The 19,845-nt window shown below is 39.8% G+C and carries 18 protein-coding genes; 3 read left to right on the plus strand and 15 right to left on the minus strand.

The window, feature by feature from the left end:
• Positions 1–277: 277 nt before the first annotated feature.
• The 7 genes from KZ793_RS10665 to hcaE all read right to left on the minus strand — a co-directional run bounded on the left by KZ793_RS10665 (position 278) and on the right by hcaE (position 6,835).
• The gene (locus KZ793_RS10665; RefSeq protein ID WP_225815314.1) at positions 278–1,141 is read right to left on the minus strand and encodes a hypothetical protein; all 864 of its coding nucleotides are present in this window, start codon (positions 1,139–1,141) and stop codon (positions 278–280) included.
• Between the two features lie 520 nt (positions 1,142–1,661).
• A complete protein-coding gene (hcaD, locus tag KZ793_RS10670) occupies positions 1,662–2,831 on the minus strand; it encodes a phenylpropionate dioxygenase ferredoxin reductase subunit (RefSeq protein WP_225815315.1) in 1,170 nt (389 codons plus the stop codon).
• A gap of 1 nt (position 2,832) precedes the next feature.
• A complete protein-coding gene (locus tag KZ793_RS10675) occupies positions 2,833–3,786 on the minus strand; it encodes a 3-carboxyethylcatechol 2,3-dioxygenase (RefSeq protein WP_225815316.1) in 954 nt (317 codons plus the stop codon).
• Positions 3,776–4,618, minus strand: coding sequence for a 3-phenylpropionate-dihydrodiol/cinnamic acid-dihydrodiol dehydrogenase (gene hcaB / locus KZ793_RS10680; protein WP_225815317.1), 843 nt, complete (start codon positions 4,616–4,618; stop codon positions 3,776–3,778). The genes KZ793_RS10675 and hcaB overlap by 11 nt, the downstream gene beginning before the upstream one ends.
• On the minus strand, positions 4,618–4,935 hold the full coding sequence (gene hcaC / locus KZ793_RS10685) for a 3-phenylpropionate/cinnamic acid dioxygenase ferredoxin subunit (protein ID WP_118984825.1): 318 nt from the start codon (positions 4,933–4,935) through the stop codon (positions 4,618–4,620). The genes hcaB and hcaC overlap by 1 nt, the downstream gene beginning before the upstream one ends.
• Complete coding sequence (hcaF, locus tag KZ793_RS10690) at positions 4,935–5,477, minus strand: 3-phenylpropionate/cinnamic acid dioxygenase subunit beta (protein ID WP_225815318.1); 543 nt, start codon at positions 5,475–5,477, stop codon at positions 4,935–4,937. Before hcaF ends, hcaC begins: the two co-directional genes overlap by 1 nt.
• Positions 5,474–6,835: a 3-phenylpropionate/cinnamic acid dioxygenase subunit alpha gene (gene hcaE / locus KZ793_RS10695; protein ID WP_225815319.1), complete on the minus strand. Its 1,362-nt coding sequence runs from the start codon at positions 6,833–6,835 to the stop codon at positions 5,474–5,476. The genes hcaF and hcaE overlap by 4 nt, the downstream gene beginning before the upstream one ends.
• A gap of 136 nt (positions 6,836–6,971) precedes the next feature.
• Here hcaE and hcaR point away from each other — a divergent pair, with 136 nt between their 5' ends.
• The 3 genes from hcaR to KZ793_RS10710 all read left to right on the plus strand — a co-directional run bounded on the left by hcaR (position 6,972) and on the right by KZ793_RS10710 (position 9,721).
• Positions 6,972–7,856, plus strand: coding sequence for a DNA-binding transcriptional regulator HcaR (gene hcaR, locus KZ793_RS10700; RefSeq protein WP_225815320.1), 885 nt, complete (start codon positions 6,972–6,974; stop codon positions 7,854–7,856).
• Positions 7,857–7,969: 113 nt separating this feature from the next.
• Positions 7,970–8,872 carry an alpha/beta fold hydrolase gene (locus KZ793_RS10705; RefSeq protein WP_225815321.1) on the plus strand — a complete coding sequence of 301 codons (903 nt, stop codon included), beginning with the start codon at positions 7,970–7,972 and terminating at the stop codon, positions 8,870–8,872.
• A gap of 66 nt (positions 8,873–8,938) precedes the next feature.
• Positions 8,939–9,721, plus strand: a complete 783-nt coding sequence (locus KZ793_RS10710; protein WP_225815322.1) for a fumarylacetoacetate hydrolase family protein — start codon at positions 8,939–8,941, stop codon at positions 9,719–9,721.
• A 120-nt stretch (positions 9,722–9,841) separates the two neighbouring features.
• On the opposite strand, the gene KZ793_RS10715 is transcribed toward KZ793_RS10710, so the two are convergent.
• From KZ793_RS10715 to upp, 8 genes are all read right to left on the minus strand, one after another.
• On the minus strand, positions 9,842–10,777 hold the full coding sequence (locus KZ793_RS10715) for a pseudouridine-5'-phosphate glycosidase (protein ID WP_225815323.1): 936 nt from the start codon (positions 10,775–10,777) through the stop codon (positions 9,842–9,844).
• A 226-nt stretch (positions 10,778–11,003) separates the two neighbouring features.
• Positions 11,004–14,876: an amino acid adenylation domain-containing protein gene (locus KZ793_RS10720; protein WP_225815324.1), complete on the minus strand. Its 3,873-nt coding sequence runs from the start codon at positions 14,874–14,876 to the stop codon at positions 11,004–11,006.
• Between the two features lie 522 nt (positions 14,877–15,398).
• Entirely contained in the window at positions 15,399–16,577 is a 1,179-nt protein-coding gene (locus KZ793_RS10725) for a questin oxidase family protein (protein ID WP_225815325.1), read from the minus strand.
• Positions 16,578–16,604: 27 nt separating this feature from the next.
• Entirely contained in the window at positions 16,605–17,042 is a 438-nt protein-coding gene (locus tag KZ793_RS10730) for a DMT family transporter (RefSeq protein ID WP_225815326.1), read from the minus strand.
• Positions 17,042–17,518, minus strand: a complete 477-nt coding sequence (locus tag KZ793_RS10735; protein WP_225815327.1) for a DMT family transporter — start codon at positions 17,516–17,518, stop codon at positions 17,042–17,044. The genes KZ793_RS10730 and KZ793_RS10735 overlap by 1 nt, the downstream gene beginning before the upstream one ends.
• Positions 17,515–18,183 carry an HAD family hydrolase gene (locus tag KZ793_RS10740; RefSeq protein WP_225815328.1) on the minus strand — a complete coding sequence of 223 codons (669 nt, stop codon included), beginning with the start codon at positions 18,181–18,183 and terminating at the stop codon, positions 17,515–17,517. The genes KZ793_RS10735 and KZ793_RS10740 overlap by 4 nt, the downstream gene beginning before the upstream one ends.
• A gap of 39 nt (positions 18,184–18,222) precedes the next feature.
• Positions 18,223–18,447 carry a tautomerase PptA gene (pptA, locus tag KZ793_RS10745; protein ID WP_225815329.1) on the minus strand — a complete coding sequence of 75 codons (225 nt, stop codon included), beginning with the start codon at positions 18,445–18,447 and terminating at the stop codon, positions 18,223–18,225.
• Between the two features lie 52 nt (positions 18,448–18,499).
• Entirely contained in the window at positions 18,500–19,156 is a 657-nt protein-coding gene (upp, locus tag KZ793_RS10750; RefSeq protein ID WP_225815330.1) for a uracil phosphoribosyltransferase, read from the minus strand.
• Between the last annotated feature and the right edge of the window lie 689 nt (positions 19,157–19,845).

The raw sequence follows: 19,845 nt of genomic DNA on the forward strand, positions 1-19,845 counted from the left end.
ATATCTCCATGTCGGATACAATAATACCCGTTATCAGTTTGCATTATATAATTTGTAGTTGTCCAGATATCTCTATCTATTAACTTAACTAGTGTCCCTGTAAGGGTTCCGCTATTTACAGTTCTACCGCTACACTCTAGATCATCCGCAGCAAAAGATTTTACACATAGTAAAAGTGATATAACAGAAGTAATAACAAGTAGATTTATCTGTTTCATTTTTTATCCTATTAAACATTAACCTTTTTATAGTTGCAAAATTTAGCTAATTCTTAGCTTTAATTATCTATTACAATCGTATACCTTCCTTTAATTTTATCGAGTGTGGGACGTAAATCATCGCACGTTGATTCCAGATAATCATCATCACTATTGTCTACACCTATGAAGCTTTCTTTCCCCCCTCTCCTTAATCTATATTGACCATTCACATATTCCCAATCTTGTGACTGTAATGAATAAACTCCCCTTATTTGAGCTAGCCTTGATAAATCTGCTGTAATTCCATTTAATAAACTTTCATCATTTGTTGACATATAATCCATCATATTTCTGTACAACCTGGAAACCAAGTTGAAATTAGCCTCACCAATAACAACCGCGGCGTTACTCTCAAATCCTGGACCTGGATCATCTGAGCGATTATTTGGCCCAATGAAAAGGTTGCCCGGTAACCACGCATAAAATTGCTCGAATGTACTAAAACCTGGAGTAAATCTATCACTACCGCCTCTTATCCATCCACTACCTTGAGCCAAACCTAAATTTGATGCATCAATAATATCGCTACCTAATTGATTACAGTCAACACCGCCACGACTAGCATAAGACCGTAAATTATTTGAGTATACTGTGAGAAAACTACTTATATTACGTAGTCGGTTGTTTTCAACAACACGGTTATAGAAGCCTCTTAATAGATTGAATGGGATTATGTGATGACGGGACACAGGAACAGTAAATTCATACCCAGTACCTTGCCGTGTTAAGTCTTGATTATAATTCTGAATCGGTGAATAAGGCATCGAAGGTCTTGCTCCAATAATTAACTCATATGAACCTGGAGGTAATTTATCAGGCTGTGAAAAGCATACGGCGGGAGATAAACACAGTATAAATATAGCTAATTTATGTGTTATCATAATTAAGAACTCCTTAATTAAGGTGATTTCTCTACGAATTCATTAGCAATGAAATTTCAGTTTTTCTATTACTCCAGATACCGTATAAAAACACTTAACCACTAAGCAAACAATCGGAGTAAATTCTTACTTCCCTTTCTTAATTAAATATTTCATAAAGAATGATAAATTACATTCATAATATGTATCTCTAAGTTCCATTATCTATGCTCCCGGGGATTCGCTCCCTTGCCGTCGCGATGCAGCTTGAAATCCATAGGGTATATACTGAATGTTGTTAGTACGTATCAACATCCTGGAAAATTAAATCTTAATAAAACCAGATTGAAATGGTGAGGGAGTTGTAATATAGATATTATTCACGTTACCAACAATATGAAATGTGATTCGCGCGGTTATATAATGTCAGTCAGAAGACTAGGGATCACAATAACGACTATCGATGACCGTATTCACCGGTCACCGAATTCAATAATAAAATACCGTCATTACTTATTTCTATAAAGTTAACTATCTAATACTACACCGGAACAACCGTAGAATTAGCAAGTAATTTCCGTAAATTCCGCATTTCTCTTCCCTGATTAATCGCGACAGCACCGACTAAGATTTCATTTTCTGTACCAATCAAAATGGCTTTATCTGATTGCAAATCACCTTTGATATGCCATTTTTCAGCCTGCATGTTGCCAACCATTTGGATGTTAATACCCCACTGATCGGTCCAGAACCACGGCGCACCCGGCTGTGGGGGTTCCAACCCCATCATGGCATGCACGGCGATAGTCGCCTGACGGTTCGCATTTTCCCAGGTTTCACGGCGCTGTAGATCACCTGTCAGCGGTTCTCTCTGAAGGCAAACATCCCCGGCAGCAAAAATATCCGGTTCAGAAGTCTGGCAACAGCTGTCAATGACGATACCGCCATTAGTCACCAAACCGGCATCAGCGGCAAGCTGATCCCTGAATTCAGCGCCGATACCATAAATAATAATATCTCCAATCACCTTTTCACCGGTGTTCAATATAAGCACTAATTCACTTCCTTGTTTTTGTGCGGAAACAATGTTGGTATCTAGGAAGAATTGTACCCCTTTTTCCTGATGACGATTCAAAAGATAATCCTGCAATAATGGAGGAGCACAACGTCCCATGATGTTATCCGCCTGTTCGATAACCGTCACGTTTGCCCCCAATTCACAAGAAGTTGCCGCCAGTTCCAAGCCAATCACACCACCACCAACAATCAAAATCCGTTTGTCTTTTTTCACCGCCTGGCGTAAACGTTGCGCATCATCCAGCGTCCTCAAGGTATAAATGTTTTCACCCAGTTGATCGAGCAGCGGAAATCGTCTGGCTCTTGCCCCCATAGTGAGCAGGAGTTTGTCATACCTGAGCTTGCCGCCATTTTCTAAAACAACACAATGTTTCGATGGAATAATCTGGCTGACCGATTGACCTATACGCAGATCTATCTGGTTTTTCAGATAAAAATCTTCGGAGAACAGATATTTCGGCGCTTCCTCTGGGTTGATTAAATACTCTTTTGATAAAATTGGCCGCTCGTAAGGCGCATGATATTCCTTACCAATTAAAATAATATCGCCATCAAACTGTTGCTGTCTTAAGGTTGCGGCGGCCATAGCTCCCGCTTGCCCTGCTCCAACGATAATAAAAGTCTGATTCCGCATATTATGCTCCTATCTGAGTGACAGGTTGAGCACTGACCATTGCCATCCCTGCCAGCCACTCCTTAATAGGTTGGTAATAATGCCGTTGTGCTTTATATTCGCCATAAACAGAAAGCGCCGCAAAAGCCGCAATCCAACAACGAATTTCCTGTCCACCTTTCCCGCCCTGAATGGCGATTCCTCCCTCTGTTAACGAAGCAAGACGCCGAATATCGCCACTACAAAAAATACGCAATAACTCGTCATCCCACTGTGGATTCAACGGAGCAACGATATTCTCGCCACGAGCCAACGATTTTCCAACCTCAATGACTCGGCTTTGCCGTTTTTGACGCACTTCTTTTGTCGGATTTCTCCCAGCAATCAACCCTTCTTCAACTTCCGGCGGCACCTGTCCCATCTGTGGTATCGGGGGATCATGTGATAAACCACCAGAACCTAACAACAATACCCGCTGATCTGTTGTGAATAGGAATTGACCCACTGCACGACCTAACGCAACAGCACGACGGCATGTCGGCAATGGTTTAGCTGCACAGTTAATAAATATTGGGATAGTTGGATAACGCTGTAAATCCTGACAAAGCAGCATCAATGGTTGAGTAAAGCCGTGATCGACCTGCATACGCCAGGAGTGAGCTACGTCAATCCCTGAATCATATAAGGCGGAAATTAAATCCTTCGCGGTGTTTTCAGGAACATTGAGTGGCCCCTTGCCAATATCCCAATCCCCCACTGCATTCGCTCTTACCCCAACGCAAAATGCCGGCATGAGATCATAAAAAAAACCATTAAAATGGTCAGGAGCGAAAATCACTATCAATTGTGGATCGTAGGCTTTTACCTGTTCAGCCAATTGCTGAAAAACCTGCCGAACATGCTTTTCTGTCATTTCAGGCGGAGAACCAAAGCCCATCAAAGGCGTGTGTGAAGTACAAATCAATTTAACAGTCATTTGAACTCTCCTTCTTGTTCGGAGACATCACTCCCGCTGTACTTTGGCGAATGCCACGGATACTTAATCCGGCATCAGCCGTTATCATCACTCCCGTTAAAGTGCGGTTATTGGCACGGGAAGCCAGCATGACATACGGACCAGTGAAATCTTTTGGCTGAGGTATGAATTGCAAAGGCAAAATTGCACCGAGACTTTCTAATGACAGGTTATCTGTAATACATCTATCTTGCTGAGATAATGAGGCAGCCCCGCGAAGATCACTTGGCATACCACAAGGCGCAACACCATTAACCCTGATAACTGGCGCTAATTCATAAGCTAACTGGCGGATCATGCCGACCGCACCGTGCTTGCTGGCGGTATACAACACCCCACCACCACCAGAAAACCATGACGAGTTTGACAACGTAAAAATCATGCTGCCTTCTGATGCTGTTAGCGCTGGCAACGCGGCTTTAGCCCCTAAAATATACCCTTTCAGGTTAACACCCATCAGCTCATCAAATCCTTTACCAACCTGTTCTGGTGAGGCGTCAAGCAAGCTAATTTTGTGATCCCATATGCCAGCGTTACCAACAAAGCAGTCTAGTTTGCCAAAACACCTAACAGTTTCAGCCACTGCGCGTTCATTGTCCTCAAAAGAGGCAACATCACCCTGAATAACACAGATATCGTTACCAAAACAGTGTGCCAAAGCTGCCGCTTTTTCTGCCGATAACTCCAAAACACCCACTTTGGCGCCTTCGGCAATAAAACGCTCTACTAAAGCTAAACCTAAACCGGAGCCACCGCCTGTTAATAAAATGACTTGATCTTTGATCCAACTCATTATTGCTCCTCCGATACAGTGATATAAATGTTTCCGTCTTTAACAACAACAGGATAGGTCTTCAATGGATCTGTAGCAGGAAGGCAAAGTGCCTTCCCGGTTCTAAGACAAAAACTGGCCGTATGCAGTGGACACTCAACTGTCGCATTGTCTTCCAAATACCCTTCGGATATAGAGGCATTACCATGACTGCACCGGTCATCAACAGCAAAGAATTCGCCATCATAGTGAAACAGCGCAATATCTGGTGTGTATTCAACCTTACGCGCTTCTCCGTCGGGCAAATCTTCAACAGTACATACGAATAATTGACTCATCAGAATAAGACACTCAAGTTATGGAAAGTTAAGACTGCCTGATCCAAGGTAATTTCACGTTTGCAAATCAGCCAGTTATCCGTTTTCGGATTACGGCGAACACAATCCAGCCGCTTACCAACATAAAAAGCTTCATCTCGCTCTTTTTGTGAACGGTACAGCAAATAATTGGACTGAACATGAAATTGGTCAGGCAAATCCGTTTCAGTAATCACTAAGTTTGTCAGTAGATGACGTGTACGGGATGGGGGTTCCTCTGCCCATGCCATCCCGGTCTCCAACCGAGCTATCCGGCGTTCAAGCTGAAATTTATTGTCATTGAACAACCAAGTGGTTGGCGGCTGAATACTCTTACGGCGATCGCGGGTTTGGGCATTAACAATGGTGCGCATGGTATAGCTGAGATCTTCTGATAACAACTCAAGCCAATCACGAAATCTCCACTCATCCAGTAATGTAATTTCGTAATACAAGAACTGACTTATTTCATAATGCAGTTCCGACGATACCCTTTTTTCCTGATTGACAATTAACTCTTTCATTTGACCAACTCCTGCTGATAAACCCGGCTTTTTTCCTCTATCTCATCCCAGGTTTCACTGGTGAGTAAGTCAGCCCAACGCTGATACATGCCACGGGCAACGGTTTCGGAAAAAACATGATTGGTCACACCCGGAATTCCATCATCCCGCACTTTTTCTTGTCCCAGTCTCATTTCCATACACAATGTGCTGTTACGGGCTTTGTAACCTCTAAGTACCTTCTGGATTTCTACCCAATTTTCTGAATCATCCTGTTCGAGAAAACCTGCCGGACCAAATGCACGGGTAGTGCTATTCTCAAAAGCGGCTTTTACCTCTGGAGATGCGGCTTTATCCGCGATGCAGAACGCCCAAACTTCCACCTGATCGGGTCCGCGTGGATGCCACACCCGCATGGTTGCAGTACCGTTAAGCCAGGAAAGCGTCGGGAAAATATTGTTGTGACCGGCAAGACGCAATGCCCTGACTTTTCCCAGCCGCTGCTCTGCCTCGGCATAGGTTTCACGGTAGTAACGGGCAACGATACCATCAACCCAAACGTTAGCATCGGGTTTTTCGGTCAAGAAAAATCCACAACCGTGACCATTCTGAGCAAATTGCACGGCATCTTTTGCCGTTTCCCAAACTGGCCGAGAAGTCTGACCAGCACCTAATGCTCTGTTACTGTCGCCCTCTTTTACACCTAAAACCTGTACGGCGGAGGCGTGGCTGAATAAAGCATGGTATTGATCGCCGGCAAACTGTTCAGCGGGTAATTTCCAGTTACAATTGATCACCCACTTTTGCACACCGCCAATAACTTCTGTTCCTCCTTCACGGCGATCAAGCACACCATCAAGATACCAAGCCATATCACCGAGATAATCAATCAGGGAGGGTGCAGTCGTATCCCAGTTACCAAAAATCAATCCCTTATAACTTTCCACACACGACACTTCCTGAAGTCCCCATTGCTCTTTACAAAGCCCATGTGGATAGGCACACGCTTCCAACGGGACGTCGATTAATTGCCCATCCACACCATATGACCAACCATGATAAGGGCAAGTAAATGCACGGGTATTACCGCTATCCGCGTAACAAACCCGCATGGAGCGATGGCGACATTGATTTAGGAAAGCTTTAACGGAACCATTTTTCTGGCGGACAACCACAACACTGTCCTCTCCCATATAAGTATTGAAAAAATCACCTGGATTGGGGATTTGGCTCTGATGAGCTAGAAACAGCCAACAACGGCCAAATATTCTTTCGAGTTCCAATTGATAGAGCTCTGGATCGATATAAATCTGAGGAGTTACACGACCGGCACGGGCATCAATCAGGCGGTAGATATCTGAATTTTTGCTCAATGTCATATTATTTAATCCTCAAGTAAAAGAAATGTTGACTTTTTGCCAACATGCAAAATGAATGCTATTAATAGATTAATATTTTGTGAAATACATTGTTTGTTTAAATTAAGACTTTTTTTCGATATGTGAGGAAACGGCAATGGAATTAAGACACTTACGCTATTTTATTGCAGTGGCAGAAGAATTAAACTTTACTAAGGCCGCAAAAAAATTGCACACCGCACAACCTTCGTTAAGTCAACAAATAAAAGATTTAGAAGATTATATTGGTTCTACACTATTAGAGAGAAATAAACGCAGAGTCTCTCTAACCAAAGCCGGAGAAGTTTTTTTCCAACAAGCCAGGCTTATTCTTGACAATGCAGAGAAAGCAAAAAAAATGGCACGCAAAGCGGCACAAGAACAAATTGTGCTCACTATTGGATTTGTCCCATCAGCAGAGGTTAAAGTATTACCTGAAGTCATTCCAGTATTTCGCTTGGTTCATCCTGTAGCAAAAGTAGAACTTATTAGTTTATTTAATCCAGGACAAGAAGAGAAATTATTACAAGGTGACATTGATGTCGCTTTCATGCGTCCGCCGATAAAGAGTGATTATATTGATTTTAAAGTCATTCTTAATGAACCGCTGGTGGTTCTGATGCCTGCTAATCACCGGCTAAGATATTGTGAAAAGATTTCAGTCAACGACCTACACGGAGAAAATTTTATTACGCCTGATCCAACACAATCTGGCGTATTACAACAGATTATAGAAAATTATTTTACTGAACATAATGTCGTACCTAATATTATTCAAACAGCTAATAATATGCTATTAATTTTAAACATGGTTAGTCTAAATTTAGGGTGTGCAATAGTACCATTCTATATTACCAGCATCATGACAGATGCTGTTATTTGTCGGCCATTATCAGGATATTCTCCCACAATAGAGTTAATAATGGCATGGAGAAAAGACAACACATCAGAATTATTATCGCACTTAATAGATGTTGTTGAAAATAAATATCTGCAAGAATAGAAATAAGCATCATCGTTTTTGCCTTTCAGACTAGACATATTAAGTATTAGTGAATATTACCCGTTGTCGTTATATTAATAACGTATTAATTTAAAATAAATAAGGGAGATATCATGATGTCAATATCAGCGAATCCTCAACATAAGCCTATACAACCTGAATTACGTTCGCTTTGGTCTGCCATTGCCAGCGGTGAAATCCATCTACATTATCTCAATGTAAAAGGGATAAAAACTCGTGTTCTTGAAGCGGGGAACGGACCTACTCTGATTTTCTTACATGGTATTTCAGGTCATTTAGAAGCTTATATGCGCAACATTCTGCCCCATGCTGCCCATTTTCGTGTACTGGCAATTGATATGCTGGGGCATGGCTTCACGGATAAACCTGTCCGTTCCTATGAGATTATCGATTATGTGGAGCACCTACGGGATCTTATTGAGACATTAAATCTGAAGAAAATTCACCTTTCTGGTGAATCGTTAGGCGGATGGGTTGCAGCCCGGTTTGCGGCAAAATATCCGCAATATATTCACCGTCTGGTGTTGAACACGGCAGGTGGCATGATTGCTGATCCAAATGTGATGGAACGCCTGCGCACACTGAGCCTGAATGCAGTGAAAAACCCAGATCGGGAAGCTACCCGCAAGCGTCTTGAATTCCTGATGGAAGATCCTGCAATGGTGACAGAAGACTTGGTTGAAGCCCGTTTTGCCATTTATCGTCAACCGGGTATGTTGTCCGCAATGGAAAACATTATGTGCCTGCAAGATATGGATACCCGCTTACGTAACCTTTTGACCGAAGATGAGCTGGCAAAGATCCAGGCTGAAACCCTGGTGCTATGGACCACACACGATCCGACTGCTGCGGTTTCAGTCGGTCAGCGTCTTGCCGGGCTTATCAAAAATAGCCGTTTTGCCGTGATGGAAAAATGCGGTCACTGGCCTCAATATGAAGACCCGGACACATTCAACCGGCTCCATATCGATTTTTTACTAAACGGCAACAAATAATGTCCCTTTCAGACGAGTGATATTCCAGTTGGAATGTCACTTCTGTGGTTTGATCAGGAGCAACAGATGAATAACGTCATAACCCATCTTGGTGAAAAATTGTTTCAATCATGGCAGAGTCATCAAGCCATCGATCCTATCTCTAATGAATATCCAGAACTAACATTACACGACGCCTATCTCATCCAGCAAAAAGTTATTGCTTGCCGGTTGGAAACAACTGGAGCGCGAATTGTTGGTAAAAAAATCGGTATCACTAGTCAAACAGTTATGGATATATTGGGCGTCGATCAACCCGATTTTGGCATTCTCACCTCAGATATGCATTACAAAAACAATGCCACTGTACCCATTGATCAATTAATTGCACCGAAAGCGGAAGGCGAAATTGGTTTTATCCTGAAACACAATCTGTGTGGACCCGGTATTACAGCAGGAGATGTACTCAGAGCAACAGATTATGTCGTGCCCTGTATCGAAATTGTCGATTCCCGGATCCGTGACTGGAAAATAAAAATCACAGATACTGTTGCTGATAATGCCTCATCAGGGTTATTTGTAATTGGCGATGGTGCCCGTCTGCCATCAGAAATTGATTTAGCTGCCATTACAATAACGCTAGAGAAAAACGGTAAACGGGTTGACACTGGCATTGGTGCTGCTGCATTAGGGCATCCAGCTAACGCAGTTGCCTGGCTAGCGAATATGCTAGGAACACTGAATATGGCGTTACTCAGTGGAGAAATCATTCTCTCTGGCTCCCTCACCACAATGGTGCCCGTTAATATTGGTGATAAGTTGAAAATTAACTTACTCGGCGTAGGATCTGCCAAGGTAAGTTTCGCCTGAAACGGTGAGTCACTCAATACCTACCACCCAAAAGAGGCGGTAGGCTTACTAACTTAAAGCGATATTTCGGCAGTAAAATAATGAATAAACACGCCCAGATGATGAAAATAATGGGAAAGATCAACATCCATTTTTATGAATGGTGTGGGCCACCGCCAACTTCCCCGCAACGTTGGCTGTATTAACTAATACAGCCATATTGGCTTTCGCAGAGATCCCATTGGTTTCTCGGTCAATCATTCTCATCAGATACTTTGTCAACGAATTGCCAACAATATTATTCTTCTTAGCCTCTAATACCGCATCTTGTATAATCATATCAATCTTTTGACTATCTATCGCATCCTCTGGCTTGGTTGGTGCCGTAATTAATATCCCTTTTCCTCCCGGCAACATCCAATTTATTTCAATCGCTTTGGCAATTACGGCGGTATCATCAAGACGTTGTGGACTTTTGAATCCACTGGAACGACAGTAGAATGCAGGAAAATCATCCGACTGATAGGATATAATGGGTACATTCCATGTCTCCAGGAATTCCAATGTTAATCCAATATCGAGGATATTTTTTGCGCCAGCACAGACCACAGCAACACGGGAACGCGTTAACTGAGTCAAGTCTGCCGATATATCCATACTTGTCTCTGCACCTCGATGTACCCCACCAATCCCCGCAGAACAGAAGAATTTAATACCCGCTATTTCTGCTGCAAGTATTGACGATGCCACTGTTGTCGCCCCCATACCGCCACGCGCTAATACGACCGGAATATCCCGACTCGTGACCTTTGGAACATGAGATGCGGTAGCAAATTTCTCAATTTGTTCATCTGACATCCCAATCAGAAATTCACCATTATCTATTCCTATCGTTGCGGGAACTGCCCCACTTTCACGAACAGCCTGCTCAACATGCTTAGCCGTTGTGACATTATCAGGGTAATCCAAGCCATGTGTAATCACATTGGATTCCAGAGCAACAACAGGTTTTCCTGATTCAAGTGCTTCTTTTACTTCATGGCTGAATTTAAGTGGGACGCTATGACTGATATTCATGTTATATACCTTTTAATTCTCTTGATATTATCTATACCCTTCATCTTTCAAGCTGCTGCTTTGTTGGCTGCTTTCACTCACCCCAGTCACATAGTTATCTATGCTCCTAGGGATTCGTTCACTTGCCGCCGCGCTGCAACTCGAAATCTATTGGGTATACTAAATATAATATTAGAGATAATATATCTACTAATATTTACTTATTGAATCTCACGAATTGTATTTATTACTGGCAATTTAAAAGCGAGATTATTTTCTCAATCTCAGTCACACCTTCATTTTCCAACAGTTGATAGTGATCCGATATCAATTCAATTATTTTAGGTGGTGTTGATGAAAACCCACCAGATTTTTCGATAAATGAATCATTATCTTTATTCGCCTTGAGAATAGTTATAGGTGCCTTTAGATATCTGTGATAAAGCTCATCAAAACTGTACTTGAAATCATAAGTCAAAGTCACAATCCTAACGATACGTTTTACTAATGATGGATCCAGGTTTTTAAAACGACTACATATAAAGTTAATAAATGTCGCTTCACTATTCACCTGTTCTAAGCAAGTTTTAACCATTGGGCTACTGATTGAACGAGCAAATACAGAAAAAAGTATTTGAACAAAAACCGGATTAGTAAATTCAGCGCCTTTATCATGATATTTCTCTTGCTTCATGTGAAGATGAGGCGATCCCGGTGCCAACAAGTTCAACGCCTTAACTTCTTCTCCGGCTTGTTCAAGCTGGTACGCAGCCTCAAATGCTACCCGGGCACCAAATGAATATCCCCATAATGTATAGGGCCCTTCTGGCTGTATTTTCTTTATCTCTTTAATATCTTCCTCTGCCATACTCTGGATAGAAGAAAACGGTATTTCACTCTCGTTTATCCCATATGTCTGTATTCCATAAAATGCCCTGTCGGGAGCCACTTTATTAGCCAGCAACCTCAAACTCATAGGATATCCGCCCAAACCCGGCCAACAGTAAATTGGGTCCTGACTTGCCTGATTCAATAAGATTAATCTTGATATTGTTTTAGCATCAGCTTGCTCAATCCACTTAGCCAACTCTTCTATATTGGGAGATTGAAAAAGTATCTGTAGCGGAAAACGAATATTAAAGGCATCATTGATCTTATTAACCATAGCTACGGCCATCAAAGAATTACCTCCATTCTCGAAAAAATCATCGTGTGCAGATACTGAATCCCATTTCATCACTTCCATCCAAATTTTTCCAAGCCTCAATTCAGTCTCTGTCCGTAATGGCACTAATGGTCTCTGTGTTGAGATATCTTCCACTGTGTTAGATTTTGACAAAGATTGGTAATCCACTTTTCCATTGGCCGTCAAAGGTAATTTATCAAAAACTAATACCTTATTTGGAATCATATATTGAGGGAGTTGCTGATGAAGATCATCTTTAATAATCTCAACTGGCCCTTTCATATGAACAACATCTTCTTTCATACCTTCACAAGTATATTGCTCTTGACTAACACGCCCACCTATACAGAAATAAAATGCCGCCATAGGTCTATCAAGCGCATTAAGAATAGATCGCATCCTTTTCGCCGAAGGTAAATCGTTATTGCTCTCTGAGCTGTAACCAGATGACATTAATCCAATACACAATTGATTACTTTGCAACGCATGTAATCGACGACCCAGTGTAATATAATAATGCCATTCAGGGACACAATGTGGAATAATTGACACACCAAAACTAGAACGATCATAAACTTGCTGATTAATCGCGATAACATCCTTTTTCCTAACAATATCATCACTTATCCGCACAAATTCCCCGTTAGAAAAGTGATATAAACCACATGGCATCTCAGGTATTTTATTGGCATGTGTTTGCAAATAAAGATCGGTATCAAATGGTGGTAATCTATTTTCATAGCGACATATTTCAAATGCACCAAGGTAATAATCCTGAATATTACCATCATACCAATCAGGACATTCAGCTTGATATTCACTTTCACCAATACCCAAGCCGATTTCCGGTAGTATGTCGTCAAAGAGCCCTATCATATGACCCGCTTCCATTTTCAGAACTTCTTGTATGTTGTTCTTATAAACGGGCTCAATGGCTTCACGCTTTCCAATAAAATGTACTTTTATCGTTGGCTTTTGCCGACGACTCAATGTCGAAATTTTTATTAACTCGTGAGTCACGGGATGATAATAGTAAATCCCCGCATCCAAACCGAGAACATGATGCAATTCAAAATACATTTGAGTCGCATAGAGAGCACCCGGTGAAGCATAGGCATATTTTGGCAATAAACGTTGATGACTGGTAAACTGACCAAAATAACGCAACACATAGCCGAAATCTTTAAGTGTTAAATGACTCAGTGGCAAAGAGCAAATTTCACCCTGCTGAGTGGTTGTCAGTAATGTTTTTAGTGTCTCTACCGTTATTTCTGTCCCCTCAAAATAGCGATATGTCTTGCGCCCAAATGCATATTCTCTTTGTTTTATCTCTCCTTCTTTATAAGGCAGTAAGATTACAGGACGATTCTCACACAATTCTTCACTCCGACAACCAGAATTAGAAAGTTGAGCTTTCACCTGGAGTTTATTGGTTTTTGATTTGTGATGTGAGCTACTATTACCTTGATCCATCAGCGCGGCTTCTTTTTCATCCAATTCCACACATGCTATGAGATTTTGGAAACCCGTTCTGGCATCTTTCTTAATTAACATTGCCGCCGTCTTTATCCAGCTATGTTCTTCAATCGCATGACGTATTTCATCAAGCTCAATACGATAACCTCGTAACTTGACCTGGCTATCAACCCGACCAACAAAATAAGTATTACCATCAGCCCCTCTCGTCACGAGATCTCCCGTTCGATATAACCACGGGTGTTTAGTTTCGAGTGCAAGGTGATTACAAATAAATTTATCTTTTGTCATTTCTGGTTTATGCAAATAGCCACGTGCTAATTGAACACCTGAAATATAAAGCTCACCAATTTCTCCCACCGCTACAGGTAATCTATTCTCATCAAGAACGTAGTATTCTGTATTATCTACAGGTATACCAATTGAAATAGATGTTTGATAATTCGGCAAAGTTTCATTTGTCACCCGGAAATATGATGAATTAATCGTACATTCTGTTGGGCCATATAAATTGACTAATTCACAGTGGGTAAAACTATTCAAAAATTGCGTGGCTAATTTGGTTGTCAGCGCCTCCCCTCCACTGAATACTTGAGTCAGTGATAAGCAATCCAAAAAATTAGGATTATCTAGTAACGCTTGCAGTAAAGTAGGAACACATTGTAAAGTCGTCACTTGATGTTGAAGAATTGTTTTAATAATCGCATCCGGATCGCGATAGCATCCTAAAGGGCCAATAATCACTTGGCTGCCTATTGCAGGCGCTAAAATTTCCCATTGAGCAGCATCAAAACTCATTGGCGTTTTCTGCAAAATTCGAGAGTGCTTCCCTAAGCTGAACGCTTTTGCAAGAAATCTCATTTGATTCACAATACTGTGATGCTCAATCATAACTCCCTTTGGTTTACCCGTACTCCCAGAAGTATAAATAATATAAGCCAGACTGGTTGAGTTGGGAACCCGAGCCGTATTGAGAATATCTTCTATTGTTCGTGTTTCTATCGTCAGAGCGACATCTTCCGGTGTTATAATTAATACCGATTTTGGTGCAATGTCCTGCAACTGTTCTTTTAAATGCGATTGGGTAAAAATCACATCAATGCCAGAATCTTCTATCATATATTTGAGACGCTCAGCTGGATAGTCAGGCGATAAAGGCAAATAGGCTTTATTCGCTGATAAAATACCCCACGCACCACAAATTAAATCTATAGAAGGGTCACAAAAAAGCCCAATACCCCCTGAATTTTTTGAGCTCATTTCTGATAGACAATATCCAATCTCTTTCACTTTCAAATAGAAATTAGCATAATTGAGCGATTGTTCTTTATCAACAACAACATATCCATCTGCCTGGTGATTCAGTTGATTCTCAAGCATATCCATCAATGTTATTGCATCTTCCTTAAGGCAAACATCAGTGATTAAATCACATTGTGTAATATTATTTGCTAACATTTTCATTAACTTTATATAATAATAAAATAAATATCGCCGTAGTTAAAAATGACATTTTATCTACGAAATTCTAAGTGTCTGTTTGATCATGATTGATGACTTATATTTTATTAAAATCATTCAATCAATTACTATAAGTAATCTGGTATTCGTATAAGACAATACCTTAAAGATTAGCTAAAAAATTAAGTTATAATTATGCAATACTCTCCGTAAATAAAACGGTTATTATTCTCCCAGATAATTCTGGATCATCTATTTGTGATTTCGTGATAAGATACATTTATCAAAATGCACCTCATCACGATATGGAATTATCAATTAATTAATTCATTGTTCTTTAAATATTCCAATATTAATTGAGAGACAAGAGAACACCTTTTCTTATCGTCATGGTTCATCCATGCTATTTTCTCAATCTCCGATGACGCTCGTATCTCTCTAAAGCGTCTTGATCTTCTCCCCCAACTTCCCTTTTACCTCTGGAATATAATATTTTAATAAAACAATAGAGCCAGTTTATTATTCAATCGGTGCTTCTTCGAAAGAAGGAGGCAGCAAAGGAGTGTTTGTAAATTGATTTGCGGCTGCCCTATAAAGGGTTAAACCATATTTTTTCCACAATTGATTCATGACATAAACCAGTTTCGGGTTATGTTCTTCTTCTTCCTCTAATGCCCTGGCAATAATATGCGACCACTCCTGTTCCCAGACAGAATAAGTCATTTCGTCTTGCCTGAATGAATAAGCCTGATTAAGCGCAGAAAATTTAGCGGGCTTCGATAAATCAGTTGTTGAAAACAGAATGCACAACATACCAACCCAGTAACATTTAATAATATTTTTACTTTCTTCAACAGGTAAACGTGAAGCGATATTTTTCATTGCAAACAATGAGGTAACTAAATGAAGAAACAGAAAATCACCGGGTTTAGCGAGATAAATCAATGTTACGACATAGAATAACTGAGCCCAACTTTCTTCTACATCTTGTGTCTCAATCCAAACCGGCAAACGATATATTTCTGGGTGGCCTTGCATTAAGATACGCGCAATACGATATTGAAGCCCCGATCTCTTTAATTCAGGATGTGTTAAATCAGTATCGGCCAGATTTTCATTATTAACCAACGAATTCACCCAATCGGTCAATTCTACTTTCCTTTCCTCCCACAGCGTTGAAATTCTCAATATAGAATCAAAAGCATTCTTGTCGTTTAGCGAACTATCAATAAATGCTCTCTCTGAATGACAAGGAACATAGGAGAATGCCATGTAAGCAAGCCCTTCAATAATCATCCAAGGATGATCGATATCCAATGCCCAACCTAAATGAATGGTACCGTGAGTTAATGCACCAGCCCATCCAGACAAAAGCGTCGGCATATATTCTTGCAATACCTGTTCAATTCCTTTCTTTTTAATTTCCTCTTCAAAATAATCACAGTAGGAAGAATAACTTGTTCTCTTGCCTAAGAAATATTTCCAATTCTCACTGTCTATCACATGCTTTAATGTTTTAGGGGGTTCAAGCCCCATACCATAGGGCGTCAATTTAGCATAATTATCATAATAGTCTTTAATTCTACCCGCACTGATTCCCAAGCCATGCAGCGCTATCACAGCATGTTTAACGTGATTAGTAAGGTGACCGTTAAATTCAATATGATATGAACGATCATTAAGTAGTTTGTTAATCATTTTTTTACCTTATCGTTGATTCTATTCTTATTTTGACTCAGTTGTTTTTCTAGTTAGGTAAATTCCTACTAACACAAACAATACTCCAACAATCTTCACTAACCCAGGAGTTATATCCTGATATAACCAATCAAGCAGTACCGCTGATAACATTTGCCCTGCAATAACAAGGATGGCGGCATTCATCGCACCTAATTTAGGGAAAACATAGCTACTGACTGATACAAACAGAGCGCCAAAAACCCCACCCATATAAGCCGCTGCTGGAATAGAGTCAAAATCCCATTCATTCCATTGCCAACTCGATAAAAGTGTCAATACCACTGTTAAGAGAAGAAACCCACCGATATGATTCCAAAGCGAAGCGCCAAAAGAACCTATCGAGACACTTAATTGCCCATTAATCGTCCTTGTCGCCGCTATAAATATGCCATTTAAAAAGGCAATAAAAATCAGACTCAACATTAGTTTCTTCCCCCAAACAGAATTAACATACTGCCAAATAGAACAAAGAAAATAACATATAAATCTTGTATCACTATCTTTCTTTTTCTTGTTCTTAAAAGTCCGAAATGATCAGCAATCAGACCAAAAATTATTTGCCCAACTAACCCTAATGAAATTGTACTAGATAATGGCAGCCCACTATTAATAGCAACAGCAGCCAGCACAACGGTAAGCGCACCAGGAATACCACCAAGATAAAACCATATAGGAATATTCGATTTCTTATGTTTCTTTTCGTCTGTTTCTTTTTTAGAAAAGAACTTAGCCACAATAATAAATAATATCAAAGCAACAATCGCACCAATACCATGAGCTACCCATGATGCAAAAAAGGGTGTTGTACTTTCCGACAATATGCTATTGGTGTAAATCATCAACGTTAGTAGACTTCCACCAATAATTGCCAATAAGATATTTCTTATCGTATTAATCACTTAAGTATATTCTCCTCAATAATATGGCGTACGTCATCAAAACAATCAGCAATCCAAGTTGGCCTGGCTTCTTCCAACATACCGACACTATGTATACCATATGTCACTGCTATTGATCTCATGCCAGCTGCCTTTGCCATATAAATATCGTGAGTGGTATCACCTACCATAACAGCCATCTCTGGTACAGCACCGTAATATTCCAAAATTTTCCTTCCTGATTCTGGATCAGGTTTAGGTTTTGAAACGTGATCAGCACCAATTACCCTGTCAAATACAGCGTTTATTCCCGCAGCCTCAAGTAATGCTGTCGCACTTGCGGTAAATTTGCTGGTCGCTACCGATAGTTTTACATCTTTTTTGTTTAAAGCGATTAATCCATCTTCAACACCAGGAAATAACAATTCCTTTGCTTTTGGCAGAATACGCCGACGATACTGCAATTGATATTGTTCAACAGCTTTAGAGATTAACGCCTTTTCAATAGATATATTCAAGAGCGTTGCAAATGCTTTCTCTAAAGGCAGACCAATTGTAGCGCGAATGTTTTCATCTCCTGCTAATGGAATGTTAAATACCTTAAAAACAGCATTGAATGTTTCTACTATTGCTCGAGAAGTATCAAATAATGTACCGTCTAAATCGAAAATGAGTATTTTATTCATTAAAAGTATCTTTAAAAGATCCTCAGTTATAAAAATAAATTAATAATTTGGCAATTTAATCAACAAGGTTTCTTTGAGTTTAATTTCAGGAAAATAAACCTCTTCATTCCATTTTTCTTTTTCGATCGGCTCTAATGAAATGGAAATAACATCTTCTCTACAACCAAACATCTTTGTTATCACCTTTGTCAATTCTAAAGATAAGATATCTTTATCTTCTCGCGAGAGGTGGGCAGGAAAATGTTTTATACTAATATGTGGCATATGTCATCCTTTCAATTCTAAATGAGAATTATTCTACTTTTTTATATAGCATTCACGATGGTTTATACGTTCCAAAATATCGATCACCAAAATCACCAATGCCTGGATTCATAAAAGCATCTTCATTAAGTCCATTTTCAATTGAAGAAGTAACCAGTTGAATTTTAGGATATGATGTCATGATTCTATTAAGACCAACAGGAGAAGAAAGAAAATTAACAACAATAATATTATCTTCAGGTACGCCTCTTTCTTTTAATAAATCGATAGCCTTAGCTAATGATCCGCCCGTCGCCAACATAGGCTCAAAAAGTAAAATAGTTCTCTCTGCAATATCATCAGGTAAGTTCGAATAATAATAATGAGGCAGTTTTGTCAATTTATCTCTTTGAATAAGAATTTTTCCCGCTGGGGAATCAGGATACATTTTTCTATATTCGCCTTCTATACTTTCTCCGGCACGTATTACCGACACACCACAAAGTTTAGTATTTAAAATAGTTCCATTATAAATATCCCCAATTGGGGTTTGAATATGATGAGAGGTATAGGGTAGCAATTCAGATGCTGCCTCTAATAATAATCGAATAATACGATCAGAGTAAAACACAAACTCCGATTGTTCGGCGTTACGATTACGCGCTTTTGTATGCAAAGAAGTCAAATACTGACTTTTCGGTAAAACATGTACGTTATTATAATTACCCATTATAACTCCAATTAATATTTATACCCTTCATCTTTCAAGCTGCTGCTTTGTTGGCTGCTTTCACTCACCCCAGTCACATAGTTATCTATGCTCCTGGGGATTCATTCACTTGCCGCCGCGCTGCAACTCGAAATCTATTAGGTATATAAATAAATGTTATTCAGTTGTGTTTGATCTCAAATAAATCCGTGATAATCAACGTGTCTATTGAGATCATCCACATATCGATTAAAAGATAAACTCTCATATCCATTCTCTTAATGCAATAGACCGAATCTAAAGAATATTTTATATACTACTACTTTATTATTTAAATAGTTGTATTTAGCAATAAAATCAAAAATAGGCTCTTAAATTCAAACCCTATTTTCAGACTTGTCTTATCTATCTATAAATCTTTATATAGAATAATAATCTGACTTGTCAGAAAAATAAAAAAATGGATAGATTTTAAAAGATAATTGCTTTGGAGAACGGAAAAATAGGGCTTGGCATAGGTGGATAAAGCGAGAAACCCTTTGCCAAATTCAAGCCGCTGATATTGAATACAATCTTGCTATGGTAATGACCGAACATCAACTTTACGCAATGTAATAATTTCTTATAGTCAATATATCAAGATAGTACATTTTCCCGAATAAATCGCAGAAAACTATTATAGCTCTTACCAGAATCATCAACAGATGCTA

The sequence above is a fragment of the Photorhabdus antumapuensis genome, from assembly GCF_020387775.1.
In the GTDB taxonomy this organism is placed as follows: domain Bacteria; phylum Pseudomonadota; class Gammaproteobacteria; order Enterobacterales; family Enterobacteriaceae; genus Photorhabdus; species Photorhabdus antumapuensis.

Coding starts and splice junctions, on each gene's coding strand:
- KZ793_RS10665 (WP_225815314.1), bottom strand. CDS start 1,141: ATGATAACACATAAATTAGCTATATTTATACTGTGTTTATCTCCCGCC.
- hcaD (WP_225815315.1), bottom strand. CDS start 2,831: ATGCGGAATCAGACTTTTATTATCGTTGGAGCAGGGCAAGCGGGAGCT.
- KZ793_RS10675 (WP_225815316.1), bottom strand. CDS start 3,786: ATGACTGTTAAATTGATTTGTACTTCACACACGCCTTTGATGGGCTTT.
- hcaB (WP_225815317.1), bottom strand. CDS start 4,618: ATGAGTTGGATCAAAGATCAAGTCATTTTATTAACAGGCGGTGGCTCC.
- hcaC (WP_118984825.1), bottom strand. CDS start 4,935: ATGAGTCAATTATTCGTATGTACTGTTGAAGATTTGCCCGACGGAGAA.
- hcaF (WP_225815318.1), bottom strand. CDS start 5,477: ATGAAAGAGTTAATTGTCAATCAGGAAAAAAGGGTATCGTCGGAACTG.
- hcaE (WP_225815319.1), bottom strand. CDS start 6,835: ATGACATTGAGCAAAAATTCAGATATCTACCGCCTGATTGATGCCCGT.
- hcaR (WP_225815320.1), top strand. CDS start 6,972: ATGGAATTAAGACACTTACGCTATTTTATTGCAGTGGCAGAAGAATTA.
- KZ793_RS10705 (WP_225815321.1), top strand. CDS start 7,970: ATGATGTCAATATCAGCGAATCCTCAACATAAGCCTATACAACCTGAA.
- KZ793_RS10710 (WP_225815322.1), top strand. CDS start 8,939: ATGAATAACGTCATAACCCATCTTGGTGAAAAATTGTTTCAATCATGG.
- KZ793_RS10715 (WP_225815323.1), bottom strand. CDS start 10,777: ATGAATATCAGTCATAGCGTCCCACTTAAATTCAGCCATGAAGTAAAA.
- KZ793_RS10720 (WP_225815324.1), bottom strand. CDS start 14,876: ATGTTAGCAAATAATATTACACAATGTGATTTAATCACTGATGTTTGC.
- KZ793_RS10725 (WP_225815325.1), bottom strand. CDS start 16,577: ATGATTAACAAACTACTTAATGATCGTTCATATCATATTGAATTTAAC.
- KZ793_RS10730 (WP_225815326.1), bottom strand. CDS start 17,042: ATGTTGAGTCTGATTTTTATTGCCTTTTTAAATGGCATATTTATAGCG.
- KZ793_RS10740 (WP_225815328.1), bottom strand. CDS start 18,183: ATGAATAAAATACTCATTTTCGATTTAGACGGTACATTATTTGATACT.
- pptA (WP_225815329.1), bottom strand. CDS start 18,447: ATGCCACATATTAGTATAAAACATTTTCCTGCCCACCTCTCGCGAGAA.
- upp (WP_225815330.1), bottom strand. CDS start 19,156: ATGGGTAATTATAATAACGTACATGTTTTACCGAAAAGTCAGTATTTG.